Origin of the sequence: Salipiger sp. D13 (assembly GCF_003703915.1) — a bacterium.
In the GTDB taxonomy this organism is placed as follows: domain Bacteria; phylum Pseudomonadota; class Alphaproteobacteria; order Rhodobacterales; family Rhodobacteraceae; genus Salipiger; species Salipiger profundus.
Map to the genome: position 1 here is coordinate 375,970 of NZ_ML112590.1, position 26,211 is coordinate 402,180.

The 26,211-nt window shown below is 68.1% G+C and carries 27 protein-coding genes, 1 tRNA gene and 1 pseudogene; 19 read left to right on the top strand and 10 right to left on the bottom strand.

Annotated elements, in window-relative coordinates; genetic code table 11:
- A pseudogene (locus tag D6860_RS25580) lies at nucleotides 1-79 on the top strand (recombinase XerD); the annotation flags it as partial.
- 84 nt (nucleotides 80-163) lie between these two features.
- On the top strand, nucleotides 164-1,498 hold the full coding sequence (locus D6860_RS01725) for an HlyC/CorC family transporter (RefSeq protein WP_076624448.1): 1,335 nt from the start codon (nucleotides 164-166) through the stop codon (nucleotides 1,496-1,498).
- Here D6860_RS01725 and D6860_RS01730 read toward each other — a convergent pair.
- The gene (locus D6860_RS01730) at nucleotides 1,455-2,642 is read right to left on the bottom strand and encodes a histidine kinase dimerization/phosphoacceptor domain -containing protein (RefSeq protein ID WP_076624447.1); all 1,188 of its coding nucleotides are present in this window, start codon (nucleotides 2,640-2,642) and stop codon (nucleotides 1,455-1,457) included. The two genes, D6860_RS01725 and D6860_RS01730, sit on opposite strands and share 44 nt — an antisense overlap.
- Nucleotides 2,643-2,853: 211 nt before the next feature.
- Here D6860_RS01730 and D6860_RS01735 point away from each other — a divergent pair, with 211 nt between their 5' ends.
- Nucleotides 2,854-3,459 carry a nucleotidyltransferase family protein gene (locus D6860_RS01735; protein WP_076624446.1) on the top strand — a complete coding sequence of 202 codons (606 nt, stop codon included), beginning with the start codon at nucleotides 2,854-2,856 and terminating at the stop codon, nucleotides 3,457-3,459.
- A 10-nt stretch (nucleotides 3,460-3,469) separates the two neighbouring features.
- On the opposite strand, the gene D6860_RS01740 is transcribed toward D6860_RS01735, so the two are convergent.
- The 4 genes from D6860_RS01740 to D6860_RS01755 form a co-directional block, all read right to left on the bottom strand.
- Complete coding sequence (locus D6860_RS01740) at nucleotides 3,470-4,741, bottom strand: glycerate kinase type-2 family protein (RefSeq protein ID WP_076624445.1); 1,272 nt, start codon at nucleotides 4,739-4,741, stop codon at nucleotides 3,470-3,472.
- 35 nt (nucleotides 4,742-4,776) lie between these two features.
- Complete coding sequence (locus D6860_RS01745) at nucleotides 4,777-6,489, bottom strand: CoA-binding protein (protein ID WP_076624444.1); 1,713 nt, start codon at nucleotides 6,487-6,489, stop codon at nucleotides 4,777-4,779.
- Nucleotides 6,490-6,637: 148 nt separating this feature from the next.
- Nucleotides 6,638-7,087, bottom strand: coding sequence for a lipocalin family protein (locus tag D6860_RS01750; protein WP_017469858.1), 450 nt, complete (start codon nucleotides 7,085-7,087; stop codon nucleotides 6,638-6,640).
- Entirely contained in the window at nucleotides 7,084-7,719 is a 636-nt protein-coding gene (locus D6860_RS01755; protein WP_076624443.1) for a GDSL-type esterase/lipase family protein, read from the bottom strand. The genes D6860_RS01750 and D6860_RS01755 overlap by 4 nt, the downstream gene beginning before the upstream one ends.
- 154 nt (nucleotides 7,720-7,873) lie before the next feature.
- Here D6860_RS01755 and D6860_RS01760 point away from each other — a divergent pair, with 154 nt between their 5' ends.
- Nucleotides 7,874-8,134, top strand: coding sequence for a hypothetical protein (locus D6860_RS01760; protein WP_017469631.1), 261 nt, complete (start codon nucleotides 7,874-7,876; stop codon nucleotides 8,132-8,134).
- On the opposite strand, the gene D6860_RS01765 is transcribed toward D6860_RS01760, so the two are convergent.
- Both D6860_RS01765 and D6860_RS01770 read right to left on the bottom strand, forming a co-directional pair.
- Nucleotides 8,131-8,847, bottom strand: a complete 717-nt coding sequence (locus D6860_RS01765; RefSeq protein WP_076624442.1) for an RlmE family RNA methyltransferase — start codon at nucleotides 8,845-8,847, stop codon at nucleotides 8,131-8,133. The genes D6860_RS01760 and D6860_RS01765 overlap by 4 nt on opposite strands.
- A gap of 68 nt (nucleotides 8,848-8,915) precedes the next feature.
- Nucleotides 8,916-9,824: an AAA family ATPase gene (locus D6860_RS01770; RefSeq protein WP_076624441.1), complete on the bottom strand. Its 909-nt coding sequence runs from the start codon at nucleotides 9,822-9,824 to the stop codon at nucleotides 8,916-8,918.
- A 236-nt stretch (nucleotides 9,825-10,060) separates the two neighbouring features.
- On the opposite strand from D6860_RS01770, the gene D6860_RS01775 reads away from it, so the two are divergent.
- The 6 genes from D6860_RS01775 to D6860_RS01800 all read left to right on the top strand — a co-directional run bounded on the left by D6860_RS01775 (nucleotide 10,061) and on the right by D6860_RS01800 (nucleotide 16,911).
- Entirely contained in the window at nucleotides 10,061-11,086 is a 1,026-nt protein-coding gene (locus D6860_RS01775) for a glycosyltransferase family 2 protein (RefSeq protein ID WP_076624440.1), read from the top strand.
- Nucleotides 11,083-11,718, top strand: coding sequence for a sulfotransferase family protein (locus tag D6860_RS01780; protein WP_076624439.1), 636 nt, complete (start codon nucleotides 11,083-11,085; stop codon nucleotides 11,716-11,718). Before D6860_RS01775 ends, D6860_RS01780 begins: the two co-directional genes overlap by 4 nt.
- Nucleotides 11,715-14,084 (top strand): glycosyltransferase family 2 protein, encoded by a 2,370-nt coding sequence (locus D6860_RS01785; RefSeq protein WP_076624438.1) that lies wholly within the window; start codon nucleotides 11,715-11,717, stop codon nucleotides 14,082-14,084. The genes D6860_RS01780 and D6860_RS01785 overlap by 4 nt, the downstream gene beginning before the upstream one ends.
- 4 nt (nucleotides 14,085-14,088) lie before the next feature.
- A complete protein-coding gene (locus tag D6860_RS01790) occupies nucleotides 14,089-14,784 on the top strand; it encodes an FkbM family methyltransferase (protein WP_076624437.1) in 696 nt (231 codons plus the stop codon).
- A gap of 4 nt (nucleotides 14,785-14,788) precedes the next feature.
- Entirely contained in the window at nucleotides 14,789-15,835 is a 1,047-nt protein-coding gene (locus D6860_RS01795) for a glycosyltransferase family 2 protein (protein WP_076624436.1), read from the top strand.
- Nucleotides 15,836-15,972: 137 nt separating this feature from the next.
- A complete protein-coding gene (locus D6860_RS01800) occupies nucleotides 15,973-16,911 on the top strand; it encodes a phosphoadenosine phosphosulfate reductase (RefSeq protein WP_076624435.1) in 939 nt (312 codons plus the stop codon).
- Between the two features lie 6 nt (nucleotides 16,912-16,917).
- Here D6860_RS01800 and D6860_RS01805 read toward each other — a convergent pair whose 3' ends face one another.
- Complete coding sequence (locus tag D6860_RS01805; RefSeq protein ID WP_083697857.1) at nucleotides 16,918-17,682, bottom strand: GNAT family N-acetyltransferase; 765 nt, start codon at nucleotides 17,680-17,682, stop codon at nucleotides 16,918-16,920.
- 10 nt (nucleotides 17,683-17,692) lie between these two features.
- Entirely contained in the window at nucleotides 17,693-18,145 is a 453-nt protein-coding gene (locus D6860_RS01810; protein WP_076624434.1) for an outer membrane protein assembly factor BamE, read from the bottom strand.
- A 95-nt stretch (nucleotides 18,146-18,240) separates the two neighbouring features.
- Between D6860_RS01810 and D6860_RS01815 the strand changes: the two genes are divergently transcribed.
- The 9 genes from D6860_RS01815 (at nucleotide 18,241) to D6860_RS01855 (ending at nucleotide 25,493) form a co-directional block, all read left to right on the top strand.
- The gene (locus D6860_RS01815) at nucleotides 18,241-18,819 is read left to right on the top strand and encodes a YceD family protein (RefSeq protein WP_076624433.1); all 579 of its coding nucleotides are present in this window, start codon (nucleotides 18,241-18,243) and stop codon (nucleotides 18,817-18,819) included.
- Nucleotides 18,820-18,989: 170 nt separating this feature from the next.
- Nucleotides 18,990-19,196, top strand: coding sequence for a 50S ribosomal protein L32 (rpmF, locus tag D6860_RS01820; protein WP_017469278.1), 207 nt, complete (start codon nucleotides 18,990-18,992; stop codon nucleotides 19,194-19,196).
- A gap of 23 nt (nucleotides 19,197-19,219) precedes the next feature.
- Nucleotides 19,220-20,332 carry a phosphate acyltransferase PlsX gene (gene plsX / locus D6860_RS01825; RefSeq protein ID WP_076624432.1) on the top strand — a complete coding sequence of 371 codons (1,113 nt, stop codon included), beginning with the start codon at nucleotides 19,220-19,222 and terminating at the stop codon, nucleotides 20,330-20,332.
- The gene (locus tag D6860_RS01830; protein ID WP_076624431.1) at nucleotides 20,329-21,300 is read left to right on the top strand and encodes a beta-ketoacyl-ACP synthase III; all 972 of its coding nucleotides are present in this window, start codon (nucleotides 20,329-20,331) and stop codon (nucleotides 21,298-21,300) included. Before plsX ends, D6860_RS01830 begins: the two co-directional genes overlap by 4 nt.
- A 105-nt stretch (nucleotides 21,301-21,405) precedes the next feature.
- Nucleotides 21,406-21,708, top strand: a complete 303-nt coding sequence (gene ihfA / locus D6860_RS01835; RefSeq protein WP_076624430.1) for an integration host factor subunit alpha — start codon at nucleotides 21,406-21,408, stop codon at nucleotides 21,706-21,708.
- Between the two features lie 6 nt (nucleotides 21,709-21,714).
- Entirely contained in the window at nucleotides 21,715-22,971 is a 1,257-nt protein-coding gene (locus D6860_RS01840) for a MerR family transcriptional regulator (protein WP_076624429.1), read from the top strand.
- Nucleotides 22,972-23,050: 79 nt separating this feature from the next.
- Nucleotides 23,051-23,127 (top strand) — tRNA-Pro (locus D6860_RS01845).
- Nucleotides 23,128-23,264: 137 nt separating this feature from the next.
- Nucleotides 23,265-24,341, top strand: a complete 1,077-nt coding sequence (locus D6860_RS01850) for a 2'-deoxycytidine 5'-triphosphate deaminase (protein ID WP_076624428.1) — start codon at nucleotides 23,265-23,267, stop codon at nucleotides 24,339-24,341.
- 486 nt (nucleotides 24,342-24,827) lie between these two features.
- Nucleotides 24,828-25,493: a DUF1236 domain-containing protein gene (locus tag D6860_RS01855; RefSeq protein WP_076624427.1), complete on the top strand. Its 666-nt coding sequence runs from the start codon at nucleotides 24,828-24,830 to the stop codon at nucleotides 25,491-25,493.
- 76 nt (nucleotides 25,494-25,569) lie between these two features.
- On the opposite strand, the gene scpB is transcribed toward D6860_RS01855, so the two are convergent.
- Nucleotides 25,570-26,184, bottom strand: coding sequence for an SMC-Scp complex subunit ScpB (gene scpB, locus D6860_RS01860; protein ID WP_076625419.1), 615 nt, complete (start codon nucleotides 26,182-26,184; stop codon nucleotides 25,570-25,572).
- Between the last annotated feature and the right edge of the window lie 27 nt (nucleotides 26,185-26,211).

Here is a 26,211-nt window from a genome sequence, read left to right on the forward strand (position 1 = left end):
CACCGAGATCTACACCCATGTTCTCGAGGAACGGCTGCGCGAGCTGGTGATGACCCACCATCCACTCGCCCGCGACTGACGGGGCCCGCGCCGGGACGCGGGCCTTGAACCCGCGCGACGCCACCCCCATAACCCTCCGGACCACACAACACAGCGAAAGATCATGGACGCCAGCACCGCCGCCACCGCAGGATTCGACGCAGCTCTCTGGATCACCGGCGGAGCGATCATCCTCCTGATCCTGATGTCGGCCTTCTTCTCGGGATCCGAGACCGCGCTGACCGCCGCATCGCGCGGCAAGCTGCGGGCCGCACAGGACCGCGGCTCGAAGGGTGCCCAGACCGCGCTGAAGATCACCGAGGACAGCGAACGCCTGATCGGCTCGGTGCTGCTCGGCAACAACCTCGTGAACATCCTCGCCACCTCGCTGGCGACCGCGCTTTTCACCGCGCTCTTCGGCGACAGCGGCGTCGCACTTGCCACGCTCGTCATGACGCTGCTGGTGCTGATCTTCGCCGAGGTGCTGCCGAAGACCTATGCCATCACCAATCCCGAGACGGCCGCCGCCGGGGTGGCGCGGCCGATCTCGCTCATCATCCTCGTGTTCTCGCCCATCGTCGGCGCGATCCGCGCGCTGGTGAGGATGCTGCTGCGGCTGGTGGGCGTGCAGACCGATCCCGACAGCCAGATCCTCGCCGTGCGCGAGGAAATCGCCGGCGCGCTGCAACTCGGCCACTCCGAGGGCGTGGTCGAGAAGGAGGACCGCGACCGTATCCTCGGGGCGCTGGACCTTGCCGAGCGCACCGTCGAGGAGATCATGCTGCACCGCTCGAACATCGAGATGGTCGACGCCGAGGCCGAGCCGCGCGCGATCCTGCAGCAGATCCTCGAAAGCAACTACACGCGCCTTCCGATCTACAAGGGCGACCAGGAGAACATCATCGGCGTCGCCCACGCCAAGGACCTGATGCGCGCCCTCTACGAGACCATTTCTGAGGCCGGCGACAAGGCTTCCGAGGCGCTCGACGTCTTCGCCATTTCCGACGTGATGATGAAGCCCTACTTCGTCCCCGACACCACGACGCTGGCCGACCAGATGCGGAACTTCCTGCGCAAGCATACCCATTTCGCGCTGGTGGTCGACGAATACGGCTCGCTCGAGGGGCTGATCACGCTCGAGGACATCCTTGAGGAAATCGTCGGCGAGATCACCGACGAGCACGACCCGGATGCCGAGCACCAGGTAAAGGCCGGCGAGGATGGCTGGTTCTGGCTCGACGGTGCGATGACCATCCGCGATCTCAACCGTGCGACCGACTGGTCCCTGCCCGACGACGAGGCCAACACCATCGCCGGGCTGGTGATTCACGAGGCCCAGATGATCCCGACCGTGGGCCAGCGCTTCAGCTTCCACGGCTTCCGCTTCGAGGTCATGGAGCGCGAGAACAACCGGATCACTCGGCTGCGCGTGCGGCCTCTCGAAACGCTGTCCCGCTGACGCCGTCGGAATTGCCCGACGACTCGGCGCTCAGCTCGATCGGAAGCTCTGCGCGCAGCACGTAGCCGTGCGGCTCGCGGCGCTGGTCGAGCCGCCCGCCGACCTGTGCCGCCGCGGCCTCCATCATGCGACCACCGAGCGCCGTCGAGGACCACTCCGGCACGCTGTCTTCCTCTGAAACAAGACGGTGGACGCCGTTGTCCTCGCAGACCAGCGTCATTTGGTTCACGCCGGTCCGGTTCAGCGAAAAGCGGATCTGCAGCGGCTCGCCCTGCTCGGGGTGGGCATACTTGGTCGCATTGGCCGCGAACTCGTTGGCGATGATCCCCAGCGACGCCGCCACGCGCGAGTCGACCTCCAGCGCCTCGGCGTAGGTCTCGATCCGTGTGCCCGACGGCGCCTGCCTTTGCAGCAGATGCCCCACCCGCTCGAGATAGGTGTCGAGCCCGACATGATGCATCTTCGAGGTGAGGTTCAGCTCGGCATGCAGCTGCGAGATCGCGTCGACCCGCCGCGCCACGGCATCCAGCGCCTCGCGCGCATCGTCGCTGTCCAGCCGGGCCCGGTAGAGCCGGATGGTCGACGCGACGGTTTGCAGCGAGTTCTTGACCCGGTGGTCGATCTCGCCGCGCAAGATTTCCTTGTTGCGCAGGGCACGCTGAAGGTCGAGCTGGCGCATGACCTGCCGGGCCATCACCAGGATAAGCTTCTTCTGGCGTTGCGAGAGTTGCCGGGGCACGGTGTCGAGTACGCACAATGTGCCAATGCGATGCCCCGACCGGGTGACGAGCGGCGCGCCGGCGTAGAACCGCATGTCCGACAGCGTGCCGCAGCAGAGCGGGTTGTCGGCGGTCCGCGGATCGGCGAGCGTGTCCTCGATCACCAGCAGCCCGTCATCGAGGATGGCATGGCCACAGATCGACTGGTCGAGCGGGGTCTCGGAGGGCTCGAAGCCATGGCGCGCACGGAACCACTGGCGGTGTTCGTCCACGAGGCTGATAAGCGTCACCGGCATGTCGAGCATGCTCGCCAGAAGGTCCACGACCTCGTCGAACGCGGGGTCGGGCGCGGTATCGAGCACACCGAAACTGTGCAGCTCGGCGAGCCGCTCGGCTTCGTTCTCGGGTTTGATCGGCATGACCATTGGAAAAGCGCCTTCGTTCGATTTCCCGGCGGTACACCCTACGGACAGGCGATTGCGGGTCAACCATCGGTGCGCGGCGGCCCCGGTTTCGGCCGAAAGTTGCGCGGAAAATATACCTTAATCCCCTGCCCCCCGGTAGCGTCAACAGGAGTCACCTTGACCCGCGCAGAAATCCTGCACGCGCTCCGGTTGTTTGCGCTATAAGGGCCCCATGGGAGGAACAGCCGTATTGATTCCCGCGGCCGGCGCCAGTCGCCGGATGCGCGGGGCCGACAAGCTTCTGCGCGAGGTCGAAGGCCTGCCCTTGCTGCGCCGACAGGCGCAGGAGGCGCTTCGGGCCGCCGATCATGTCGTGGTGACCCTGCCCGACCATGACCACCCGCGTGCCGCGGCGCTTCAGGGGCTTCCCGTGCAACTGGTCGCGGTGCCCGACGCTCATCTCGGTATGTCGTCGTCGCTGCGGCGGGGGGTCGGACTGCTGCCGCAGGGCATCGACGCGCTGATGGTGCTGCCCGCCGACATGCCGGACCTTACCGCGCAGGATCTTGCGGCGGTCATCGCCGCCTATCGCGCGATGCCGCAGGCCACCCTGCAGCGCGGCACCGCCGAGGACGGCACGCCCGGCCACCCGGTGCTTTTCCCGCGCGACTGTTTTCCGGCGCTCTTGGCGCTCAGCGGCGACATGGGCGCGAAGGCGGTGCTGGCGGCGAACATCCACCGGGTGCGCGACGTGCCGCTGCCCGGTCGCCGCGCGCTCACCGATCTGGACACGCCAGAGGCGTGGCAGGCGTGGGAAGCGGCGCAGGCCGCCGAGTGAGCCGCCCACCTCAGTCCATCGACCGGATCAGGATCGCGCGGAAGTCATTGACGTTGGTGCCGGTGGGCCCCGGCACGAAGAGCGCGCCGACGCGGTCAAACGCCTCCCAGGCGGCATTCCGCCCGAGCAGCGTCATCGCGTCCTCGCCACCTGCGCGCAGCGCTGCGGCGACCGTGCCGTCTGCAAAGGCGCCGGCGTTGTCCTCGGTGCCGTCGATGCCATCGGTGTCGGCCGAAAGCGCATGGATGCCGTCGATGCCGTCGATGGCATGGGCGAAGGCCAGCAGGAACTCGGTGTTGCGCCCGCCCTTGCCGCCGTCTCCCCGCAGCGTGACCGTTGTCTCGCCGCCGGACAGCAGCACCACGGGCGGTGTGAACGGCCGGCCCCGGGCCGCAACCTCGCGGGCGACAGCGGCGTGAACGAGGCCCACGTCGCGCGCCTCGCCCTCGATCGAATCCGACAGGATCGCGGCCGGTATGCCCTCGGCCTCGGCGGTGCGCGCCGCCGCTTCGAGCGACAGGCGGGCCGAGGCGACCACATGCACCTCGTTGCGGGCGAAGCAGGCATCGTCCGGCATCGGTGCCGCCGACGCAGGGCTGCGGATATGGTCGAGGATCCTGCCGGGCAGCTCGATCCGCCACGCCGAGATCATCCCCAGCGCGGCGCGGGCATCGACCGTGTCCGGCACGGTCGGACCGGAGGCCACCTGCGCCGGGTCGTCGCCGGGCACGTCGCTCACGATCAGGCTCACCACCCGCGCCGGCGCGCAGGCGGCGGCCAGCCGCCCGCCCTTGATCCGGCTGGCGTGCTTGCGGATCGCGTTCATCACCCCGATCGGCGCGCCCGAGCCCAGCAGCGCCCGGTTCAGCGCCTGCTCGTCCGCGAGCGTGAGCCCCTCGGGCGGGGCCGGCAGCAGCGCCGAGCCGCCGCCGCAGACCAGCGCGACCACCAGATCGTCCTCGGTCAGCCCCGAGACCGCCGCGAACAGCGCGTCGCTGGCGGCGAGACCGGCCTCGTCGGGGACCGGATGCGCCGCCTCGATCACCTTGAGGTGCCGGCAGGGCGCGGCGTAGCCGTAGCGGGTCACGACGACACCTTCCACCGGTGCGCCCCAGAGCCGCTCGAAGGCGGCGCCAAGTTGGGCTGCCCCCTTGCCGAGACCGATCACCACCGTGCGCCCCTTCGGCTTCTCGGGCATGGCCTGCGCCAGCGCGCGCTCCGGGTCTGCCGCCGCGACCGCGGCCTCGAAAAGCCGGGTCAGGAATGCTGTTTCGTCCGTCATGCGTGATGGTCCTCGCCTGATCCCTGCCTGTCGTCTCAGCCCCCTGCGGCGCGCACGCGCAGGCCGCTCGCCCGCGCGCCGCCGGTCTGACCGGGATCTAAGGACAGCTCTAGCTCGACGAGCGCGCCATTCTGGGCAATCACGTAATCCTGCACCGAGAGCACCGCGGGAACAACCGCTGCGGCGGCCTGCGCGTCGAGCCCCAACTGCGCGAGCAGCGCCTGCGCCTCGCCCGCCCGCAACGGCAGCAGTCCGGTGGCCCGCTCGAGCCCGCGGGAAAACCCGAGGACATAGCCAAAGGACGGTTGCGCCGCGATGTGCAGCCGCAGCTCCAGCTCGGCGGGATCGGTCGCGGGGCCAACCTCAACGCCCTCGGCGGCAAGGCTCGCATGGACCCGCGCGGTGTCGATCCCCTCGCCCGACTCGGTGCCGCCAACCGGCATGAAGAGCGGCGCGGGATGCCGCAGCGGCCCGCCAAGCGTGACGCAGGCCTGCAGCGCCTCGAAGGCGGCGGCGAGACCGGCAAGCGGGATGAGCCCCTGCGCCATGAGCGCCTCGGCGCGTGCCTCGGGCATGCCCTCGGGCAGCGTCGAGACCAGCGCCAACGGCATCCCGACGCGGTGGCGCGCGTCGGCCGCGGCCTCGGCCAGATGATCCCAGGCGGCGTCGGGGCATCGATCTTCGCGCGGGCACTCCATGACGAGAAGCGTCAGCACCGCCCGTCCCGACATGGTCTCGACCACGATCCGGGTCAGCTCCGGCGCAGGCAGGGTCACCGCCTCGAAGGCGTCGATGGGGTTCTCGGGCGGCTCCGCGAGCCCGAGCGCATCGCTCAAGGCCCGCTGCTGCGCCGGCGAAAAGGCGGGAAAGCTCAGCCCGCGACCGGTGCCGAGTTCACGGATCAGGCTTGCGGCGCAGCCCCCGAAGGACAGCGCGGCCAGCGTGTTGGCGGGCAGCGCACCGGTGACATGCAGGATCTTCAGCGCCTCGAGAAACGCCTCGGGCGTGCGCACCCGGGCCATGCCGCCCCGCGCGATCAGCGCTGTTGCGCCCGGCTCTTCGCCGGCGCGCAGCACGACGACCGATTTACCCAGCCGCTCCGCCACCTGCGCGAGCGACAGGAACAGCTCGGGGCCGCCGAGATCCTCGGCCTGCACCCCCAGCGCGGTGATGCGCTCGTCCTCGAGCAGCGCCCGCGCGAGAACAGCCATGCGGGTCTGCGCCGGCCCCGGGGCGGCCACCACCATGCAGGCAATCGGCAGGCCACGACGCTGCATGGTGAGCGTCTGCGCAAGGCTCGGGCTGCGGGCAAGAATGGCGACCCCGCGCCGCACCGGGTGCAGGCCGTGGGGCCCGTCCCAGATCGCGGCACGCTCCATGGCGTTGATCATGCCGCGACAACCGGGCCCCAGCAGCAGCATCTCGCCAGCGGCCTTGGCAAGCTCTGCCGCGTCGGCTTCGCCCGGCACCAGCGTCGCGCCGGTTCCAAACTCGGCCAGCGACGCGACCAGCGCCACCGCCGCCTCGCCCTCGGCACCGACGAAGGCCAGGTCCGGCGCGTCGGGCAGCCCCTCGACCGCCGCGAAGGCCCGAAGGCCGCCGACCGTGCGTTCCCCCGGCACCACGGGCCAGATGTCCCAGACGTATCCCATCTCGCGCAGGTTGGAGATCACGTCACGGCACCAGTTCTCAGACCCCAGGAGGGCGACCGAGCGCGGCTTCAGCAGGCGTGAATAATCTCGCGTCATGGCGGCAATGTCCGTGCACGGGCGCCTCCCATTGCGCCCTGACATAAGTTTTGCGTGAAGTGGCAGGGCGTTGCGAGCACTTTCGATCTGCCGTTACGGCAACCTCTCGCAGCTGCCGCATATTTCAGCGAGCCCGAGGGCGCGACCCTCAGCCGCGGTTCAGCCTGGCCAGATCGTAGCCGTACCAGCGCAGGATCTCCTGCGCCGCGCCAAGCCGCTCTCCGGGGCGCCCTGTGCGGTCCATGATCCAGACGCGTTTTCCGTCGGGATCGCCGAGCGCGGCGGTGCGGTTGTCGGCATCGAGCCAGTGCACCCAGATCCGTTGCCCTCCGAGCGTGAAACGTCCCTGGCCCTGCGCCTCGAATGGCATGGTCATCCCGTCGACGGCGATGCGCCCGGATGAAAAGCGCAGACGCGTGCCGGGCGCGATGCCGCCGCCCTCGACCACCACCCAGTCGCCGTCCAGCCTCGCCCCGGTCACGTCCGACTGGCTGGCGACCGGTGCGGTGGGATTGCGAAGCGGGATTGAAACCTCGGGCAGCGGAGCCTTGCCGGCACAGGCACCGAGCAGCAGGGCGAGAACCAGCGCGCGTCTCATGCCAGCCCCGCCAGCTCGCCGGTCACGGCGCCTGCCATGACCTCGCCGAAGCGCTCGTGCTCCGCGGCCTCCCAATGAACGCCGTCGCGGTCCGATACCGCCACATGCGCCCCGGCAGCGAGAAATGCGCAGCCGTGCCGCGCCGCGACGGCCCCGAGGTGATGCTCGAACATGGCCTGCCGCGCCTCGGCGCCGGCGAAGGCATCGCGCAGCGTGCCGATCTCGCGCACGGGCGCCGGGCAGACGATCACCTGCCGCCGGGTAACCGCCTCGGCGCGGGTGGCCAGCAACAGGCGTTCGACCGACCGTGCGATTTCGTGAGCCGTCACCGAGAAGCGCGGCTTGAGGTCGTTCGTTCCCAGCATCAGCACCATCAGGTCGATTGGCTTGTGACTGTGAAGAATGGCCGGCAAGACCTTGATGCCACTACGTTCTCCACCCTCGACAGGATCGTCGTGAACGGTCGTCCGGCCCGGCAGCCCCTCGGAAATGACGTCGTGCGCCGGACCCAGCCTGCGCGCCATGACCTCCGGCCAGCGCTGCATCTTGGGGTGCCGTTCAGAGACGCCGGCCCCCCGCATCGGCATGGTGCCATGCGTGTTGCTGTCGCCGTAACAAAGGATGACCGCCATGCACCTGCCCGTTCTTTTTTGCCTCCCCGGAAACATGGGCCAGCGCCTCGGGCGACACAAGGGCGACAGGGTTACGGCTCACTGCCGCGCAACCCGGGGGGCGTTTACGCGTTGGTAAGCGAGATTCGTCAGACTTCCCTGGAGGAGAAGACCGATGACCGCACAGATCCGCGCAACGGAAAGGGCCCGCGCTGAGCGCTTGCCGAGCGCAGCCGCCACCGAGCCTGCGCGCCCTTTGAAACGGCACCCGAGCGCCTTGCCGTCGCTGCGCATTCTGGCGCGGCTGCAGCAGATTGCCGAGCGCCGCGAAGCGCTGCGAGCGAGCGAGGGCTTCGAGGAAGAGCCCGCCCTTCCCGATAGTGTCGCGCGAGAATTCCAGGAACGTGGCGCCGCCTCGTTGCGCCCGCGAGACTAGCCGCGAAAGCCGGTCGCGACCACGAATTTCTCGGAAGAATCCGAACGACTTGCCGGCGGCTTCACGTTCGCGACCTTGTCGAAGCGCTGCTTGAGCAACGCCTGCAGCCCCTGCTCGGCGCCGCCCGCCAGCACCTTGGCGACGAAGGTGCCGCCCTCTTCCAGAACGTCGAACGCAAGTTCGGCCGCGGCCTCGCACAGCGCAATGATCCGCAGGTGGTCGGTCTGCTTGTGCCCCGAGGACGAGGCCGCCATGTCCGACATCACCACGTCGGCATTGCCGCCGAGCCACTCCTTGACCTTGTCGTCGGCGCCTTCGTCCATGAAATCGAGCTGGTAGATCTCGGCACCCGGGATCGGCAGCACCTCCTGCAGGTCTACACCCAGCACGAAGCCCTGCGGCTTGTTCTTCTTCTCCCCCAGCGCGTTGACCCGCGGCACTGCCACCTGGCACCAGCCACCCGGCGCGCAGCCAAGGTCGACCACGCGGGCGCCCGGCTTGAGGAAATGGTACTTCTCGTCGAGTTCGAGGATCTTGAAGGCCGCCCGTCCCCGGAAGCCCTCGTCCTTGGCACGCTTCACGTAAGGGTCGTTCAACTGACGCTGCAGCCAGCGGGTCGAGCTGGTCGTGCGCCCGCGCGCCGTCTTGACCTTCACCTTGAGGTCACGCTGCCCGCGTCCGGAGGTGTTCTTTCCCGTGGGTTTCTTCGCCATGGCCCGTGTCGTCTTTCATCGCTGCTTGCAGGGTCACATGGCCCCACAGGCGGCATTGTGCAACCAGATCAGCCCGGAGCCAACGACGCTTTCGACTCCTCGAGCAGCCGCGCGGCCTCGGACCCCTGGATTTTCGCGATGTCGTCCTGGTATTTCAGGATAGCACCGAGCGTGTCCGAGATCACCTCGGGCGACAGGTCGACCACGTCGAGCGCCAGCAGGCATTTCGCCCAGTCGATGGTTTCCGCCACGCCCGGCTTCTTGAAGATGTCCTCGGTTCGCAAGGCCTGCACGAAGGCCACGATCTCGCGGCTGAGCTCTGCCGCGATGGCCGGCTCGCGCGCAGTCAGGATCTCGACCTCGCGGGCGAAATCCGGGTAATCGACCCAGTGATACAGGCAGCGGCGCTTGAGCGCGTCATGCACCTCGCGCGTGCGGTTCGAGGTCAGAACGACGATCGGCGGCTCGGGCGCCGCGATGGTGCCAAGCTCGGGGATGGTCACCTGGAAATCGCTGAGGGCCTCGAGCAGGAAGGCCTCGAAGGGCTCGTCGGTGCGGTCCAGCTCGTCGATCAGCAGCACCGGCGGGCCGTTCTCGTCGGGGCGCATCGCCTGCAGCAGCGGCCGCTCGACAAGGAAATCGGGCCCGAAGAGCTCGCGCTGCAGCAGGTCGCGGTCGGCGTTGCCATCGGCCTCGGCGGTGCGGATGGCAATCATCTGGGCCGGGAAGTTCCACTCGTAGACCGCGCTGGACGCGTCGAGCCCTTCGTAGCACTGCAGCCGGATCAGCCGCCGTCCGAGCGACGCGGCCAGCGCCTTGGCGATCTCGGTCTTGCCGACACCGGCCTCGCCCTCGAGAAACAGCGGGCGGCCGAGCTTCAGCGACAGGAAGACGACCGTGGCGAGCGCCCGTCCGCAGACGTAGCCGGTCTGCGACAGCATCGCCTGCACGTCATCGATGGAATTGGGGTTCTTCATATGCGGCCTCCTCCTCGTGTTCCGGAGTGCCCGCCCGCGCCGGCCCGGTCAATACCCCCAAGGTCGCAGGTCCGCCGCTTCATTCCGGCAACACAACGCAGTGCGCGCGCCGCAAGATTGACGGTTCGCAACCCGAATGCAATGTTTTGCCGTGTAACAAGGCGCCACGGAGGCCGAACCTCCGGACAGGACGGACCGGGCAGGCCCATGGGTGACGAGACCGCGAAGGCGCAGGCATGCGCATAACCGCCGTGACATGCGTGAAGAACGAGGGCCCTTTCCTGCTGGAATGGGTGGCCTACAACCGGCTGCTCGGCGTCACCGACTTCCTGATCTACTCGAACGACTGCAGCGACGGCACCGACCGGCTGCTCGACGCGCTCGCGCCCCATGGCGTCGTGCACCTGCCGAACCCGGCCCGGGGGCGCAACTACCAGATGGAAGCGCTCAGGCACGCGGCCAAACAGGACATCGTGCGGCAGGCGGACTGGCTCTGGATCGCGGATGTCGACGAGTTCCTCAACATCCACGCGGGCAACCACACGATCCCCGCACTGATCGAGGCCTGCGGCGACCCGCAGGCGATCTCGGTCACCTTCCAGTATTTTGCCAATGGCGGCGTCGATCGCTTCGAGGACCGCCCCGTGATCGAACAGTTCACCCGCTCGCACAACCCCGACCTGTGGTGTGCCGAGACGGCGATCGAGGTCAAGACACTGGTGCGGTCGGATTTTCCGGTGCACTACCTCGGCGCGCACCGGCCGTTCTTCCGCAAGGGTCTCGATCCCGAGGGCATCCCCCGCTGGACCGATGGCTCGGGTCGCGAGGTGCCGCAGAAGTTCCTCGTCGCCGCCAACCCGCGCCGCATGCGCAAGTTCCCGGCGGCCGGAGCGCGGCAGCACGCGACGCTGAACCACTATGCGCTGCGCTCGCTCGACAGCTACCTCATCAAGACCGACCGTGGCGACGTGAACCGGAAGGACCGCGTCTTCGACGATCTCTACTGGCGCGAACGCAACGACCCCGCGTGGGAGGATCGCTCGATCCAACGCCACCTGCCGGCGCTGCAAGGCGTGCTCGAGGACATGAAACGCGGCGAAATCGGCGCGCGCCACGACGATTGCGTGCGCCTTCACCGCGCCCGGCGCGATGCGCTGATGGCGGACCCTGCCTACGCCCGGATGCATGCAGACCTGCGCGCCCTCCCGACGCTGCCGCCCGGAGAGCCGGAGCTGATGCGCGAACTGGGGCTTGCGCCATGACGGTGCGGGTCATCAACCTCGGGCTACCCAAGACCGGCACCACGACGCTTGGCGTCGCGCTCGACCGCGCGGGCCTCGTGGTCGCCGATTTCAAGCTCAGGCGTGGCAGCTGCCCCGACCGCCGCATCGCCGGCAGCTTCGTGGCGCGGCAACTCTACGACGGCTATTTCCGCTCGGGCGACCCGCTGGAACGGCTGGGGAGCATCGACGCGCTGACCGAGATTTCGGTCCTGAACGGCACGCTGTGCCTCTGGCCGCAGACCGATTTCGGGCTGATCGAGGCGCTGCGCCACCACCATCCCGCCATTCGCTTCGTCGCCTCGTGGCGCGACCCGGCCGAGACTGCGCATTCCATGCTGCGCTGGTCCGATCTCGGCACCCGGCGACTGCCGCAGGGCAACATTCCGGGGCTGCCCTCCGGCTACGGCGAAACCCGGCTGGAACGGGCGCAATGGGTGGCGCAGCATTACGCCTTCCTGCGTCGGATCTTCGCCGGTGATACGCGCTTCCTCGAGTATGACACCGCTGACCCGCAGGCCCCCGAGATGCTTTCGGCGCATCCCGGCATCACGCTGCCCTGGTGGGGCAAGGCGAACGAGAACCGCTCGATGCGATCGGTGGATACGCCATGAGGATCCAGCTCCACATCGGACCGGACGCGCTGTCCTCGGACCGGCTGCAAGCGGTGCTGCACGCCAAGCGCGACCGGCTGAGAGCCCAGGGCGTGCTCTACGCGCGCTCGGCCGGAGCGAAGAACCACACGCGGCTCTTCATGGCGGTGAGCGATCCGGCGGCGGTGGACGCGCTGCGGTTCTACCGAGGCTACACCGCGCCCGAGACACAGGCCGCGCTGCGCGAAGAGGTGATGCGCCAGCTCACCCGCGAAGTGAGGCAGGCCCGACCAGAGACGCTCATCCTGTCGGCGCACCAACTGGGTGGTCTCCTGACGTCCCAAAGCGAAATCAAACGGTTGAAGGGCGTTCTTTCACCGCTTTCGGAAGACATCCACGTGGTCGCGCATATCGACGATCCGGCGCGGATGCTGGTCCGGCGCTATGCCGCGCAGCTCATGGACGGGCGTGTAACCGGGCTCGATCTCGAGCTCGGGCTGATCGACCGCCCCGACTGGTGGCAGGCCGCGCTCGACACGCGCGCGGCGCCCAACCCGCGCACGGGACGGTTCACCGAGGCGCAATCGGCCGTCTTCTGGCTCGATTACAAACGGTTGCAGGCCGAATGGGAGGCCGTTTTCGGGACGGGCTCGGTCCGGTTCCGCAGCATCGACATGGCGCGGCTGCATGGCCCCAACGCCGCCGAGGAACTGCGCGCCGCCTTCGACATCCCCGAAAGCATCGGCCGTGCCGATCCGGAGCCGCTGCCCGAACCGGCCTCTGCGGCATGGCTCACGCGCCAGCGGCTTCTGAACGATGCGCTTCTGCGGCTGCTCGCACGGCGCAAGAGCATTCTTCCGCGCCAGGCGTGGCGGCAATGTCTGAACGAAATCAGGGTTCAAGGCGGCGACATTGATCCCGGCAGCCTCTACGCCATTTCCGACCGGTTCGCAGAGGACATCGCCGATCTCTGCGCCGCACACCCGGGCCTCGATCCGGCCCCGATGGCGCCGGATGCCCCTGCGCCGGAGTGGCGCGAGCCCGATCCGACCCTCGGTTTCCGCGCGACGCAGTATCTCATGGCCTTCCGAAAACGCATCGAGAAGGCCAGCCGCGAGGAAACAGTCGCAAGGGCTGCCGATCTTGCCGCGCTGCGGCCCGCTCCAGAGCCCATTGCGACCGTGTCCCACTCGTCCAAGGACGCGGCTCCCTCGGCGCAGGCCCCCACGCCGGAGCTTGTCCGTCAGACCCTCGAGACGCTCCGCCGCTCGTCGTTCGCACCGCACAACCGGCTGGGCTCGGTCGACGAGGAACAGGCAACGGCTAGCTTTCCGCCCATGCCACCGCGGGCGCTACCCGGGGGCAGCAGCGGCAACGTCATCGTTGCCTGCATGAAGAACGAGGCGCCCTATATCGTGGAATGGGTGGCCTATCACCGCGCCACCGGTATCGACAATTTCCTGATCTACACCAACGGCTGCGAGGACGGCACGACCGAGATCCTCGACCGGCTCGCCGCGATGGGCGTGGTCGAGCACCGCTCCAACGACGACTGGGCGGGCAACTCTCCGCAGCAGCATGCGCTCGACAAGGCGCTGTCCGAGCCTGTGATCCGCAATGCCTCTTGGATCGCGCATATCGACGTGGACGAGTTCATCAACGTGCGCTGCGGCAACGGCACCCTGCCCGATCTCTTCGCCCGCGTGCCCGACGCCACCAACATCGCGATGACCTGGCGGCTCTTCGGCCACGACGGCGTGACCCGGATCAAGGACCGTTTCGTCATCGACCAGTTCCAGAGCTGCGCCCCCAAGTTCTGTCCCAAGCCGCACACGGTCTGGGGTTTCAAGACGCTGTTCCGGAATATCGGCGCCTACGGCAAGCTCTCGTGTCACCGTCCCAACAAGCTTGCCGAGGGTTTCGCGGATCGGGTGAAATGGGTGAACGGTTCCGGCGCCGACATGACCGCCGAGGTGCTGAAGAACGGCTGGCGCAGTTCGAAGCGAACCATCGGCTACGACCTCGTGCAGCTCAACCATTACGCTTTGCGCAGTGCCGAGAGCTTCCTCATCAAGCGCCAGCGTGGACGGGCGCTGCACGTCGACCGCTCGATCGGTCTCAACTACTGGATCCGCATGGACTGGTCCGATGTCCGCGACGTGACCATCCGGCGCAACCTGCCCCGCCTGCGCGCCGAGTACGACCGGCTGATGACCGACCCCGGGCTGAAGGCATGGCACGCGCGCGGGCTCGACTGGCACCACACCAAGGCGCGCGAGCTGCACGCGACCCCGGAGTTCGAAGACCTCTACCGGCAGGCCGTGGCGCTGCGTCTCACCGAAACCGAGCGGGTGGCCTATGCGCTCGCCCTCGACGTGGAAAGCTGACCCGATGGACGGCACCGGCGCCCGCAACCCTGTCATGCTCTCGCGCGGACTGCGCATCCCCAAGCATCCGCAAATCACCACCGGCCGCATGCGCGGCGCGCTGCGCGAGGGCACCTACGAGCGCAAGGAATGCGACGCGGTCACCCGTGTCGTGCGCCCCGGTGACCGGGTGCTCGAGCTCGGCGGCGGCATCGGCTACCTCTCGACCCTGCTTGCGGTCAGGAAGAAGGTGGGCCGCGTCGTCAGCTACGAGGCCAACCCCGCGCTCATTCCCTATATCGCCAGCCTCCTCGCGGCGAACGCGGTCACGACGGTCGAGGTGCGCAACGCCCTGCTCACCCCCGAGGGCGGTGACCCCGTGGATTTCCACCTGCGGCGCAATTTTCTCGGCTCCTCGATGGACCGGGAGGCGGACCCCGAAAGCATCGTCGAGACGGTGAAGGTCGACCGGGACCGGCTGGGCGACGTGCTGTCCGAGGTCGCGCCGGACGTTCTGGTCTGCGACATCGAAGGGGCCGAGGCAACGCTGCTGCCCGCCGGCGACTGGTCGGGCCTGCGCTGCGCGGTCATCGAGTTGCACCCGCAGTGGATCGGTCAGTGCGGGGTTGAGGCGGTGTTCGACGCCATGCACCGGGCGGGGCTGACTTATTTCCCCAAGGCGTCGGAGGGCAAGGTGGTCACCTTCCGCCGGGGATGGTGAGCGCATGAGGATCACCGCCGTGCTCTGCGTCCGCAACGAGGGCGCCTTTCTGCTCGACTGGCTGGCGCATCACCTCGCCTGCGGCGTGAGCCACGTGGTCGCGCTGTCGAACGACTGCGACGACGGCACCGACGCGCTGCTCGACCGTCTCGAGGTGCTGGGGCACGTGACCCACATCCGCAACGACGGGCCGCACGACAAGGGCGGCATCCAGTTTTCGGGGCTGAAGCGCGCGGACCGGACCGAGGCGGTCCGGCAGGCCGACTGGCTGATCGCGCTCGATGTCGACGAGTTCGTCAATGTCCACGTCGGCACGCGCACCCTGCCCGACCTCATCGCCGCGCTACCCGAGGCCAGCGCCATCACCCTCACATGGCGGCTTTTCGGCAACGCCGGCGTCTTGCGCTACGAAGACCGCCCGATCCCCGAGCAGTTCACCCGGGCGGCGCCGGCGCGGATGCTCTGGCCGTGGCGCGCGTCGATGTTCAAGACGCTCTACCGCAACGACGGCACCTACGGCCGGCTCGGCGTGCATCGCCCGCGACAGCCCGAGCCCACACGCATCGAACAGGCCCGCTGGTTCGATGGCGCCGGACGCGCGCTGGAGGCGCAGTTCCGCACTCGCCGGATCTTTACCGACGTCGGGCGCGAGAGCCATGCGCTGGTTCAGCTCAACCACTATCCGCTCGGCGCGATGGAAAGCTACGTGCTCAAGGCCGACCGTGGGCGCGCGGTGCATTCCGACCACGCGCTCGGGCTCGACTACTGGGTCGAGCGCAATTTCAACGTGGTCGAGGACCGGTCGATCCTGGTTCTGGCGCCGCAGGTTGCCGAGCGGCGCACGGCGCTGGCCGCCGATCCCGAGCTGGCGCGGCTGCACGCGCAGGCGGTGGATTGGCGCCGCGTCCGCTTCGAGGCGCTGATGCGGCAGGAGCCCTACCGCGCACTCATGGGCCGGCTGATGATGACCCCGCCAAGCCGCCCGCTGGGGCCCGATGCAGCGGCGCTTCTGCATGGCCACGCGCTGCGGGCAAAGGGGGCGGACAGCTGAACCCTCGCCGCATGGTGTCGCCAAAACTTACCCCTGTTTCAGCACATTTCCGCCCCAAAGACAGGGCAATGTTTCGGTTAACCAAAATTCCGGCGATGCCACCGCGCATGCGGTGAAGTGACAAGTGGCAGGCGACAATGCAGGATGAAACCGACCTCTCGGCAGTGGATCTTTCCGGCGTCCGGCGGGGCCGATGGATCGGGGCGATCTCGGAGATCGGCGAGACGGACGGTTTCGCCGAACCGCTGGGAAAGCGCCACCACGGCGTCTTCGTGGAACGCGGCGACACGCTGCTGGTGAGCTTCGAGACCCTTCCCGGGATCGAGGCATTGTCGCCCACCTCGACCCCGCTCGGCTGGACCATGGCAATCAGCGAAGGCTGGTCGTCGCTGTCCGTGATCTCGGCCCGAGATACGTGGTTCCGCGATCCGCTGGTCTACGGCTTCTTCGACCAGTTGCTCGACGACGGCTTCTTCGACGAGTTCGACCGGGTGATCTTCTACGGGGCCGGACCCTGCGGCTATGCCGCTGCCGCCTACTCGGTGGCAGCGCCCGGCGCGCGCGTGCTGATGCTGCAGCCGCAGGCCACGCTCGACCCGCGCGTGACCGAGTGGGACGACCGGTTTGCCGACAAGCGGCGGCTCGATTTCACCACGCGCTACGGCTACGCGCCCGACATGGTCGACGCGGCGCAGCAGGCCTACCTGCTCTACGACCCGCGCGAACGGCTCGACGCGATGCACTCGGCGCTGTTTGCCCGGCGCAACGTCACCCGTTTCCGGCTGCCGTTCATGGGCAGCGCACTGCAGGGCAACCTGCTGGAGCTGGAACTGGTCGCGCCACTGCTGGTGGCCGCGGCCGACGGCACGCTGGATGACCTCAGCTTCGCCCGGCTGATGCGCAAGCGGCGGGACTACCCGCCCTACCTGCGAAAACTGCTGGCAAGGCTCGAGGGCGAGGGCCGGCTCGGCCTTGCGCAGGCGCTCTGCGAGAACGTCACGCGCCGGCTCGAGGCGCCGCGTTTCCGCCGACGGCTCGAGGTACTGCGCCAGGCCCGCGCCGAAGCCGGCACCTGACCGGCCTCAGCCCGCGATGGCCCGCAGCGCCCTTGCGCGGGCCGGCGGGATCGCCGCGACCTCGACGGCGGTGAAGACATGCAGCGTGTTCATCTCCCGATCGACCACGGCGTGGTCGCTGACCCATCCGCCCATGCCGAGGTAGGTCCGTAGCAACGGCGGAATCAGCCGCATCGCTGCGCGGGCGTCGGCCCCGGTCTGAGGGAAGCCCACGCGCTCGGGCGCCTTTTCCCCGACCCGCCAGGCCTCGGGCGCCAGGTGACGGCCGCGCAGATGCGCGAAGGCCGGCGCGTAGCGCTCCGGGTTCGTGCCGGCGAAGCTCGCGCATCCAAACAGAAGTCGCGCGCCGCCACGGTCCACCAGCGCGGTGATCGCAGCCCACGCAAGGCGCAGGATGTCGGGATCGTTCGACCCCGGCCGCAGGCAGAAACGGCCCAGCTCCATAGCCGGCCCGTCGAACGCGGCGAGCCGGTGCAGATCGTAGTACTGCGCCGAATAGCTGTCGGTGATCGCCGCACCATCGCCAAGCCAGAGATAACGGAAGCAGGCCACGAGAGCGCTCTCGGCCGTATCCTCGATGAGCACGTGCCGGCAGAGACTGTCGAAGCGGTCGATGTCCGGGGGGCCGTCCGGTCCGAAGAAGGCCTGCCCGCGCAGCGCCTGCGCGGCAGGGATCTCGTCCGGCACGGCGTGTCGAGCGCGGTAACGCCCGCGCCGCAGAAGCTCGGAGCGTTCCGTCCCGGCGGCGTCTGTGCTTGGCCGGGCTTGCATGACGGCGGCCCTACTGGTCGACGAACTGGCTGAGCGACAGCCCGCCGATGTTGCCGAAGAGCCTGCGGATGAAGCTCGTCTCGCCATCGCTGGTGCGGGTGATCCGGCGCGAGATCGGTACGACGTTGCCATCCTCGAGACCGTAGCGCGTGATGTTGTCGACGACGCCCGCGTCGTCGAAGGTGATGGCCAGAACCTCGCGGTCGACCACTTCCGGCGCCTGCCAGGCGAACTGCCGCATCTCGCTTTCGATGTAGTAATAACCGCCTTCGTTCAGCACGCCCGAGGCGGTCGGCACGCCGATCACGTCCTCGACGGTGCCGCGCGTGTCGACACCGGGCACGATCTGCTGCAGATCCTCCTCGGAGGGGGTGTAGCCGTGGGAGCGATATTGTGCGGTGCAGGCCGCCAGCCCGAGCATGGCCGCCATGGCCACCATCGCCTGTCTTCCGGGTTTTGCCATGGACTGCGTCCTGCCCTCTTGTCTTGGCCCTTGCGGGTCTTCTATCCCCGATTACATAACCAAGCCATGCGCTTCAAGCAAAGGAAAGGCGGCCCATGCCAAGAACCGGGTCACAGCCCGAGCGACTGAGAGTCGCGGCCCTGCGAAACACCGGCCCGACCAGCTTCGACATCCGGCCAGACGAAGCCGCGCGGGCGGCGCTGGCCGAGGAACTCGGCCTCTTGTCGCTGCGCAAGCTGCGACTGTCCGGCGAGATCCGGCCCGTGGGCCGCGACGGCTGGCAGCTCGACGCGATGCTTGGGGCGACCGTCACGCAGCCTTGCGTGGTCACGCTCGATCCGGTGACCACCCGTATCGACGAGCCGGTCGAACGTCTCTGGCGCCCTGACGAGGAGCTGCCCCAGCCCGAGGAAGGCTCGGAGATCGAGACACCCGAGGAAGACGCCGACCCGCTGCCCTCCGTCATCGACCTCGGCGCTGTGCTGTCGGAGGCCCTGTCGCTGGCGCTGCCGCCCTACCCGCACAGCGAGGCCGCCGAAGAGGTTGCCGAGGAACTGGCGGAAGCGGCCGAGCCCGACCCCGAGGACGAGCGCCCGAATCCCTTCGCGGCGTTGTCGGGATTGCGCGACCAGCTTGCCGAAAGCCCGAAAAAGGGTGAGAAGGACGACGACTAGCCCCGTCGGGCGCGAAATATCGCTTGCGATTCCTCGCGAAGTTTCTATTTTCGCGCCTTCATCGGAATTCCGGGTTGCCATGGCCCCTGCCTACAGACTAAGAGGCCGGGCACGCCCGAACGGAACCGGGCAACGAATTGCCCCCACACGCGAAAGATCGAGGTTGAGACATGGCCGTCCAACAGAACAAAGTATCCAAATCGCGCCGCAACAACCGCCGGGCGCATGACGCTCTCGTTGCCGGCAACCCCAACGAGTGCGACAACTGCGGCGAGCTGAAGCGCCCGCACCACGTCTGCCCCTCCTGCGGTCACTACGCCGAGCGCGAAGTCGTCGCCGTGGCCGACGAGGTCGATCTGGACGAAGACGCAGCCTGAAACAGCTCGAAGGCCCGCGCCGCATGACATCCGCTCAGGAAAAAACGCAGGCAAGCGGGCCTCTGGTGCTATCCATCGACGCCATGGGCGGAGATCGGGGGCCGGCAACCATCGTTGCCGGCCTTGGCATCTTTGCGCGTCGGAACAAGGATGCGCATTTCATCCTGCACGGCCCCGCCGAGGAGCTTCGCCCGCTGGTCGAAAAGCGCAAGCTTGCCGACCGCTGCGAGATCCGCGACGCGCAGGGTGTCGTCTCGATGGAGGACAAGCCCAGCCACGTGATGCGCAACGGGCAGGACACCTCGATGTGGTCCACGCTCGATTCGGTGCGCAACAAGGAAGCGGCCGTGGCCGTGTCCTGCGGCAACACCGGCGCGCTCATGCTGTTGTCGATGGTGCGGCTGCGCAAGCTGCCGGGCGTGAACCGCCCCGCCATCGCCGTGCTCTGGCCATCGAAGAACCCGCAGGGCTTCAACGTGATGCTCGACGTCGGCGCCGACATCCGCGCCGATGCCGAGGACCTGCTGAAATACGCGCTCATGGGCGTGTCCTACGCCCGCAACGGGCTGTCGCTCGAACGGCCGCGCGTCGGCCTGCTGAACGTCGGCACCGAAGAGCACAAGGGCCGCGCCGAGCTGAAGCAGGCGCATGAGCTGATCGCCGCACAGGCGGATTCCGCCGGCTTCGAGTTCGTCGGTTTCGCCGAGGGCGGCGACCTCTCCGGCGACCGCTGCGACGTGGTCGTCACCGACGGTTTCACCGGCAACATCGCGCTGAAGACCGGCGAAGGCACCGCCTCGCTCATCGGTCAGTTCCTGCGCGAGGCCTTCGCCTATTCGCCGCTGTCGCGGCTGGCCTCGCTGCTCGCGCTGACCTCGCTGAAGCGGCTTCAGGCGCGCATCGACCCGCGGCGCAAGAACGGCGGGGTCTTTCTCGGCCTGAACGGCACCGTGGTGAAGTCGCATGGCGCGGCCGACGCGACAGGTGTGGCAGCCGCGGTCGAACTGGCCTACGATCTGGCCCAGTCGGGCTTCGGTGCCCGGCTCGCCGAACGCATCGCAACCGCCGCCGGTGCAGCTGAAGACGGCGCCGCGGAAAGCGGCCTCGAGCAGAAGAAAGACGGAACGGATCCATGACCATACGGGCGCAGGTGGCAGGGGTCGGGCACTATCTGCCCGAGCGCATCGTCCCCAATGCGGAATTCGAGAAGACGCTGGATACCACCGACGAGTGGATCGTCAGCCGCTCCGGTATCGAGCGCCGACATTTCGCGGCCGAAGGTCAGGCTACCTCCGAGCTCGCAGCCCATGCAGCCGAAGCGGCGCTTGCCGATGCGGGCCTTCAGGCCTCGGACATCGACGCGCTGATCGTCGCGACCTCGACCCCCGATCTCACCTTCCCTTCCGCCGCCACCATGGTGCAGGCGCGGCTCGGGATGGAGACCGGTTTCGCCTTCGACGTGCAGGCGGTCTGTGCCGGCTTCGTCTACGCGCTGGCCAACGCCAACGCGCTCATCACCTCGGGCACCGTGCGCCGCGTGATGGTCATCGGGGCGGAGACCTTCTCGCGCATCCTCGACTGGGAAGACCGGGCGACCTGCGTGCTCTTCGGCGACGGCGCAGGTGCGCTGATCCTCGAGGCTGCAGAGGGTGACGGCACCCCTGACGACCGTGGCGTGCTGTCCGTCGACCTGCATTCCGACGGCCGCTACCGCGAGCTTCTCTACGTCGATGGCGGGGTCAGCACCAATTCGATCGGCCAGCTGCGAATGGAGGGCAAGGAGGTGTTCCGCCACGCGGTCGCCAAGCTCGCCGCCACCGCCGAGGCCGCGATGGACAAGGCCGGGATCACCGCCGCCGACGTCGACTGGATCGTGCCGCACCAGGCCAATATCCGCATCATCGCCGGCACCGCGAAGAAGCTGGGTCTGCCGATGGAGCAGGTCATCGTGACCGTGCAGGACCATGGCAACACCTCCGCGGCCTCGATTCCCCTCGCGCTGTCGGTCGGCAAGGCAGAGGGCAAGATCAAGCGCGGCGACATGGTCGTGACCGAGGCGATCGGTGGCGGTCTCGCCTGGGGGGCGGTCGTCCTGCGCTGGTAAGCGCCACGGCACGCCTTTTCCGGCCCGGAAAGCCGTTCTCCAAGTGCTTGATATTGACTCGGAAAATTCCGGCCCCCATGCTGTGCCAAACCGGGAGGGATGGGTATGAGCGAAAAGACTCTGACACGCATGGACCTGAGCGAGGCCGTCTTCCGCGAGGTTGGCCTGTCGCGCAACGAGAGCGCCGATCTTGTCGAGTCCGTGCTGCAGCACATGTCCGACGCGCTGGTGCGCGGCGAACAGGTCAAGATCTCGTCGTTCGGCACCTTCTCGGTGCGCGACAAGGCGGCGCGCGTGGGGCGCAACCCCAAGACCGGCGAAGAGGTGCCGATCCAGCCGCGCCGCGTGCTGACCTTCCGTCCCTCACACCTTATGAAAGAGCGCGTCGCCGCCGGCAACAAGAGGTAACGTCACATGAGCAAGTCCCGCGATGCCTTCCGCACCATCAGCGAGGTTGCGGAGCTGCTGGACACGCCCGCCCATGTGCTGAGGTTCTGGGAAAGCAAGTTCACCCAGGTGAAGCCGGTGAAACGCGCCGGCGGGCGCCGCTACTACCGACCCGGCGACATCGGCCTGCTGGCCGGCATCCGCAAGCTGCTGCACGACGACGGCATGACCATCAAGGGCGTGCAGAAGATCCTGCGCGAGCAGGGGGTGAAGCACGTCGCCACGCTCGCGCCTCTGCCGCTGGATGAGGAGAACACGCCCGAGACCATCGAGAGCGCGCCCTACATCGAGGCCGAGCCCGAAACCGGTACCGTGCTGCCCTTCGCGCCCCTTCAGCCCGCCGAGGCAGCTGAGCCCGCCGTCGCGCCGGAAACCTCGTCGGAGCCTGCGCCCGTGCCGGAGGCTCCCGTGCCTGCCGAGGCAGCCGCAGAGCCCACCGAGACCGAAAACGATGCCTGGCCCGCCTCTGCGGATAAGGCAGACGCCCCGTTCGATCACGCCGAGGCCGACATCCCCGACGCCCCGATGATGGCAGCGCATGAGGATACCGTTCCTCCGGTCGCAGACCACGAGGCGGTCCCGCAAGAGGACCACAGCGCCCCGATCACCGACGCGCCGCTCACCCCCGCCGATGACGGCGCGCATGCCCTGCCCGCCTTTCTCACGCACTCGCTCGAAGAGCGGACGACCGAGCCGGACACGCCGCTCATGGCCAGTGAGGCACAGGACGACGCCCCAGCCCCGGCGTGGCCTGAAGACGCGCCCGAAGCGACGCCTCGGGAGAGCGCAGCCGAGCGTCCGACGGAGCCCCCGCAGAGCCCCGAGGCGCCCGAGACAGACTCGCCCGAGGACCCTGCGACGGGGGCAATGGGCTCTTCCGAGGGTGGCCAACAGGAGCCCGTCGCCGACCAGCCGCCCCTCGCGGCAGAGAGCGAGGGCGTCGACGAAAAAGAGCCGGCACTAGATACAGTGGAAGCCACCGCCGATGCAGCGCCTATCACCGAGGCTCAGATCACCGAACCCGACGAGCACGCCGTCGAATCGGAGCCCATGGTGATTCCCGAGCTGCCGGATATCGACAATCTGCCACCGGCGCCGCCGGGACTGCTGACCCATCTTTCGCGCGTCGAGACGCTGTCCGCGGCGCAGGCCCGTGCCATTGCCCCGCAGGTTCAGGCGCTGCGCGACTGGCTGGCATCGAAGCAGGACGCCGCCCGCGACTGAATTGAAATCATGCTCGCTTTTCGCGCAATTTGGGGTTGCCCCTGCGCACAGAAACGGTATGACACGGCTCACAAGAAGTCGGGCTATGGCGCAGCCTGGTAGCGCGTCCGTCTGGGGGACGGAAGGTCGCAGGTTCGAGTCCTGCTAGCCCGACCAAATTCTCCCAACATGAAAATCCGAACACGCGGACCCCGCGTGTTGCCGGCGTGCGAGCCTCTCGCAGGCATGCGGGATTTTCGGCTCCCCTTCGGCTGCACCGCTTGCTAAGGACGGCCGAAGCAGAGGAGAGAGCGATGACCGGGGTGCTCGCAAACCAGCAGATCGCGACGATGATCGACGACGGGCGGATCATGCCCGGCGCAGCGCTGGCCGATGGCCAGATCCAGCCGGCGAGCCTTGACCTGCGTCTCGGGACCGAGGCGATCCGGGTGCGCGCGTCCTTCCTTGCCGGCACCGGGCGCAAGGTGTCGGACCGGCTCGACGAGTTCGAGATGCATCGCGTCGATCTCACGCAGGGGGCGGTTCTGGAAAAGGGCTGCGTCTACGTCGTGCCGCTGCTCGAACGTCTTTCCCTGCCCCAGGGTCTCACCGCCGTCGCCAACGCCAAGAGCTCGACCGGGCGGCTCGACCTGCTTACCCGCACGATCACCGACGGCGGCGCCGAGTTCGACCGCGTCTCCGATGGCTACGACGGCCCGCTCTACGCCGAGATCTGCCCGCGCAGCTTCTCGGTGCTCGCGCGCACTGGCATGCGCCTGAACCAGATCCGCTTCCGGCATGGCCAGTCAGTCCTGACCGATGCCGAGCTCACCGCGCTGCACGAGGCCGAGACGCTGGTCACCGGTGGCCCCGCCGTCATCGACCAGGGACTCGGCTTCTCGGTCGATCTCATGCCTGCCGAGGACACGCTCGTCGGCTGGCGGGCCAAGCCGCACACCGGGGTCATCGACCTCGACCGGCTCGGTCACTACGACCCGCTCGAGTTCTGGGATCCGCTGCGCAGCAATCGTGGCCAGCTGATCCTCGATCCCGATGCCTTCTACATCCTCGTCAGCCGCGAGGCGGTGCATATTCCGCCTGCCTATGCCGCCGAGATGGCGCCCTACCTCGCCATGGTCGGCGAGTTCCGGGTGCATTACGCCGGCTTCTTCGACCCGGGCTTCGGCCATGCGGGCGCCGGTGGCACCGGCTCGCGCGGGGTGCTCGAGGTGCGCTGCCACGAGGCCCCCTTCGTGCTCGAACACGGGCAGGTCGTGGGCCGGCTCGTCTACGAACGCATGGACGAACTGCCCACCCAGCTCTACGGCGCCGGGATCGCCTCGAACTACCAGGGCCAGGGGCTGAAGCTCTCCAAGCATTTCCGGGCCTGACCGGCCGGGATCTGCCGCTGTCCGCCCCTGTTCGTCGATCACAGTCACGCGTACGTCGCCTGACGCCGCGACTTTTTTCGCGGCGGCTCTCCATGCCGGTGTCGGCCTTGATAGAAGCCCTCCTGACCCCGAAGCCTCACGCAACACTCAACCTAAGATGGAATCTTGCGCATAGAGAGCTGCCTTCGTCTCCGGCGCAATTCGCCCGCATCTCCGCACGATTGGCACGCTCAAGCCAAAATATTCGAATGTGTCCCGGCCTTTTCCAAGTGCGCCGGGGAACGCCGTGAATGCGTTCACGTCTTTGGTTCCCACCACCTGAGGCTGTAGCAGCGAAGCGCCGTTTGCGAGTAATGGAATGGCGCTTTCCCGCTGATATGAAACGACTTTTCAGACAGCTCCGGAACCGCTTCACTGGATGGGCCGTTGTGGGCTCCAGATGGCAGCGGCATCCGTCGCAGCCCGAACAACATGAAAGGTAGTCCCATGTCCTTCGCGAAACCTGCACTGCTCTCCACCGCCATCGTCGGTATCCTTGCCTCCCCCGCAGCCGCTGCGCTCAGCGCGTCGGCGACCACCGAGCTCAACCTGCGCGCGGGTCCGGGGCCGCAGTACGAGATCCAGAACGTGATCCCCGCCGATGCCGAGGTCGACGTGGCCGGCTGCCTCGATCAGGCGGAGTGGTGCGAGGTGAGCTATGACGGCACGCAGGGCTGGGCCTACGCCGCCTACCTGACGACGCCCGTCGAGGAAGAGCCCGTGGTCATCTACGAGAACACCGACCGGCTCGAGGTCGAGACGGTGACATACGAGGATGACAGCGACGCTGCGATGGGTGCAGCCGCCGGTGGCACCTGGGGCGCAGCAGCAGGCGCGCTGCTTGTCGGCGGCCCGCTTGCCGCAGCCGGCGGTGCCATTCTGGGCGCAGGGCTCGGCGCGAATGCCGAGGTCGAGGAAAAGACCGTCACCTACGTGCGGCAAAACCCGGTCGAGCCGGTCTACCTGACCGGTGAGGTCGCCCAAGGCGCGGGCATCCCCGAGGAAATCGAGGTCTACACCGTTCCCGAGAGCGACTATGCCTACCTGAACGTGAACGAGATCCCGGTTGTCGTGGACCCCGAAAGCCGCCGCATCGTCCGCGTTATCCGGTAAGATCCGAACACGAAATCTTTCCCGCGAGCGATGCAGCGCGGGGCAGATCGGCGCCGGGGCCAGAAAGCCCCGGCGTTCAGTCTTCGAAAAGCTCGCTCTGACCGGGGGCGTCGCCCTCGTCTTCCGCGTCCTCGTCGCGTGTTCTGCCAAGCGGCGTCGTGCCGGGCGGCGGTCTATTGTCCAGCAAACCGGCGGCGCGCAACTCCTTGAGACCCGGCAGGTCGCGGGCGTTCTCGAGGCTGAAGTGATCGAGAAAGGTCTCGGTCACGACAAACGTCACCGGCCGCCCCGGCGTCATCTTTCGGCGCCCGAACCGGATCCACTCCATCTCGAGCAGCTGATCCACCGTCCCGCGCGATACGCTGACACCGCGGATCTCCTCGATCTCGGCACGGGTCACCGGCTGGTGGTAGGCGATGATCGCCAGGGTCTCGATCGCGGCGCGGCTGAGCTTGCGGGTCTCGACGGTCTCCTTCTGCATCAGGAACCCGAGGTCGGCCGCCGTGCGGATCGCCCAGGCGTCGCCGACGCGCACGACCTGCACACCGCGCCCCTCGTAGCGGGCCCGCAACTTCACCAAGGCCTCGGCAGGATCGCTGCCATGCGGCATCCGTGCTTCGAGATCGCGCAGGGAGACCGGCTCGGCAGAGGCAAAGAGCACGGCCTCGACCATGCGCTCCTGCTCATGCATCGTCGGCGCTTCGAAAAGCACGCCGGA

Bases quoted from the DNA above. Each gene is read 5' to 3' on its own strand.
- D6860_RS01725 (WP_076624448.1), top strand. From the start codon at position 164: ATGGACGCCAGCACCGCCGCCACCGCAGGATTCGACGCAGCTCTCTGG.
- D6860_RS01730 (WP_076624447.1), bottom strand. From the start codon at position 2,642: ATGGTCATGCCGATCAAACCCGAGAACGAAGCCGAGCGGCTCGCCGAG.
- D6860_RS01735 (WP_076624446.1), top strand. From the start codon at position 2,854: ATGGGAGGAACAGCCGTATTGATTCCCGCGGCCGGCGCCAGTCGCCGG.
- D6860_RS01740 (WP_076624445.1), bottom strand. From the start codon at position 4,741: ATGACGGACGAAACAGCATTCCTGACCCGGCTTTTCGAGGCCGCGGTC.
- D6860_RS01745 (WP_076624444.1), bottom strand. From the start codon at position 6,489: ATGACGCGAGATTATTCACGCCTGCTGAAGCCGCGCTCGGTCGCCCTC.
- D6860_RS01750 (WP_017469858.1), bottom strand. From the start codon at position 7,087: ATGAGACGCGCGCTGGTTCTCGCCCTGCTGCTCGGTGCCTGTGCCGGC.
- D6860_RS01755 (WP_076624443.1), bottom strand. From the start codon at position 7,719: ATGGCGGTCATCCTTTGTTACGGCGACAGCAACACGCATGGCACCATG.
- D6860_RS01760 (WP_017469631.1), top strand. From the start codon at position 7,874: ATGACCGCACAGATCCGCGCAACGGAAAGGGCCCGCGCTGAGCGCTTG.
- D6860_RS01765 (WP_076624442.1), bottom strand. From the start codon at position 8,847: ATGGCGAAGAAACCCACGGGAAAGAACACCTCCGGACGCGGGCAGCGT.
- D6860_RS01770 (WP_076624441.1), bottom strand. From the start codon at position 9,824: ATGAAGAACCCCAATTCCATCGATGACGTGCAGGCGATGCTGTCGCAG.
- D6860_RS01775 (WP_076624440.1), top strand. From the start codon at position 10,061: ATGCGCATAACCGCCGTGACATGCGTGAAGAACGAGGGCCCTTTCCTG.
- D6860_RS01780 (WP_076624439.1), top strand. From the start codon at position 11,083: ATGACGGTGCGGGTCATCAACCTCGGGCTACCCAAGACCGGCACCACG.
- D6860_RS01785 (WP_076624438.1), top strand. From the start codon at position 11,715: ATGAGGATCCAGCTCCACATCGGACCGGACGCGCTGTCCTCGGACCGG.
- D6860_RS01790 (WP_076624437.1), top strand. From the start codon at position 14,089: ATGGACGGCACCGGCGCCCGCAACCCTGTCATGCTCTCGCGCGGACTG.
- D6860_RS01795 (WP_076624436.1), top strand. From the start codon at position 14,789: ATGAGGATCACCGCCGTGCTCTGCGTCCGCAACGAGGGCGCCTTTCTG.
- D6860_RS01800 (WP_076624435.1), top strand. From the start codon at position 15,973: ATGCAGGATGAAACCGACCTCTCGGCAGTGGATCTTTCCGGCGTCCGG.
- D6860_RS01805 (WP_083697857.1), bottom strand. From the start codon at position 17,682: ATGCAAGCCCGGCCAAGCACAGACGCCGCCGGGACGGAACGCTCCGAG.
- D6860_RS01810 (WP_076624434.1), bottom strand. From the start codon at position 18,145: ATGGCAAAACCCGGAAGACAGGCGATGGTGGCCATGGCGGCCATGCTC.
- D6860_RS01815 (WP_076624433.1), top strand. From the start codon at position 18,241: ATGCCAAGAACCGGGTCACAGCCCGAGCGACTGAGAGTCGCGGCCCTG.
- rpmF (WP_017469278.1), top strand. From the start codon at position 18,990: ATGGCCGTCCAACAGAACAAAGTATCCAAATCGCGCCGCAACAACCGC.
- plsX (WP_076624432.1), top strand. From the start codon at position 19,220: ATGACATCCGCTCAGGAAAAAACGCAGGCAAGCGGGCCTCTGGTGCTA.
- D6860_RS01830 (WP_076624431.1), top strand. From the start codon at position 20,329: ATGACCATACGGGCGCAGGTGGCAGGGGTCGGGCACTATCTGCCCGAG.
- ihfA (WP_076624430.1), top strand. From the start codon at position 21,406: ATGAGCGAAAAGACTCTGACACGCATGGACCTGAGCGAGGCCGTCTTC.
- D6860_RS01840 (WP_076624429.1), top strand. From the start codon at position 21,715: ATGAGCAAGTCCCGCGATGCCTTCCGCACCATCAGCGAGGTTGCGGAG.
- D6860_RS01850 (WP_076624428.1), top strand. From the start codon at position 23,265: ATGACCGGGGTGCTCGCAAACCAGCAGATCGCGACGATGATCGACGAC.
- D6860_RS01855 (WP_076624427.1), top strand. From the start codon at position 24,828: ATGTCCTTCGCGAAACCTGCACTGCTCTCCACCGCCATCGTCGGTATC.
- scpB (WP_076625419.1), bottom strand. From the start codon at position 26,184: ATGCATGAGCAGGAGCGCATGGTCGAGGCCGTGCTCTTTGCCTCTGCC.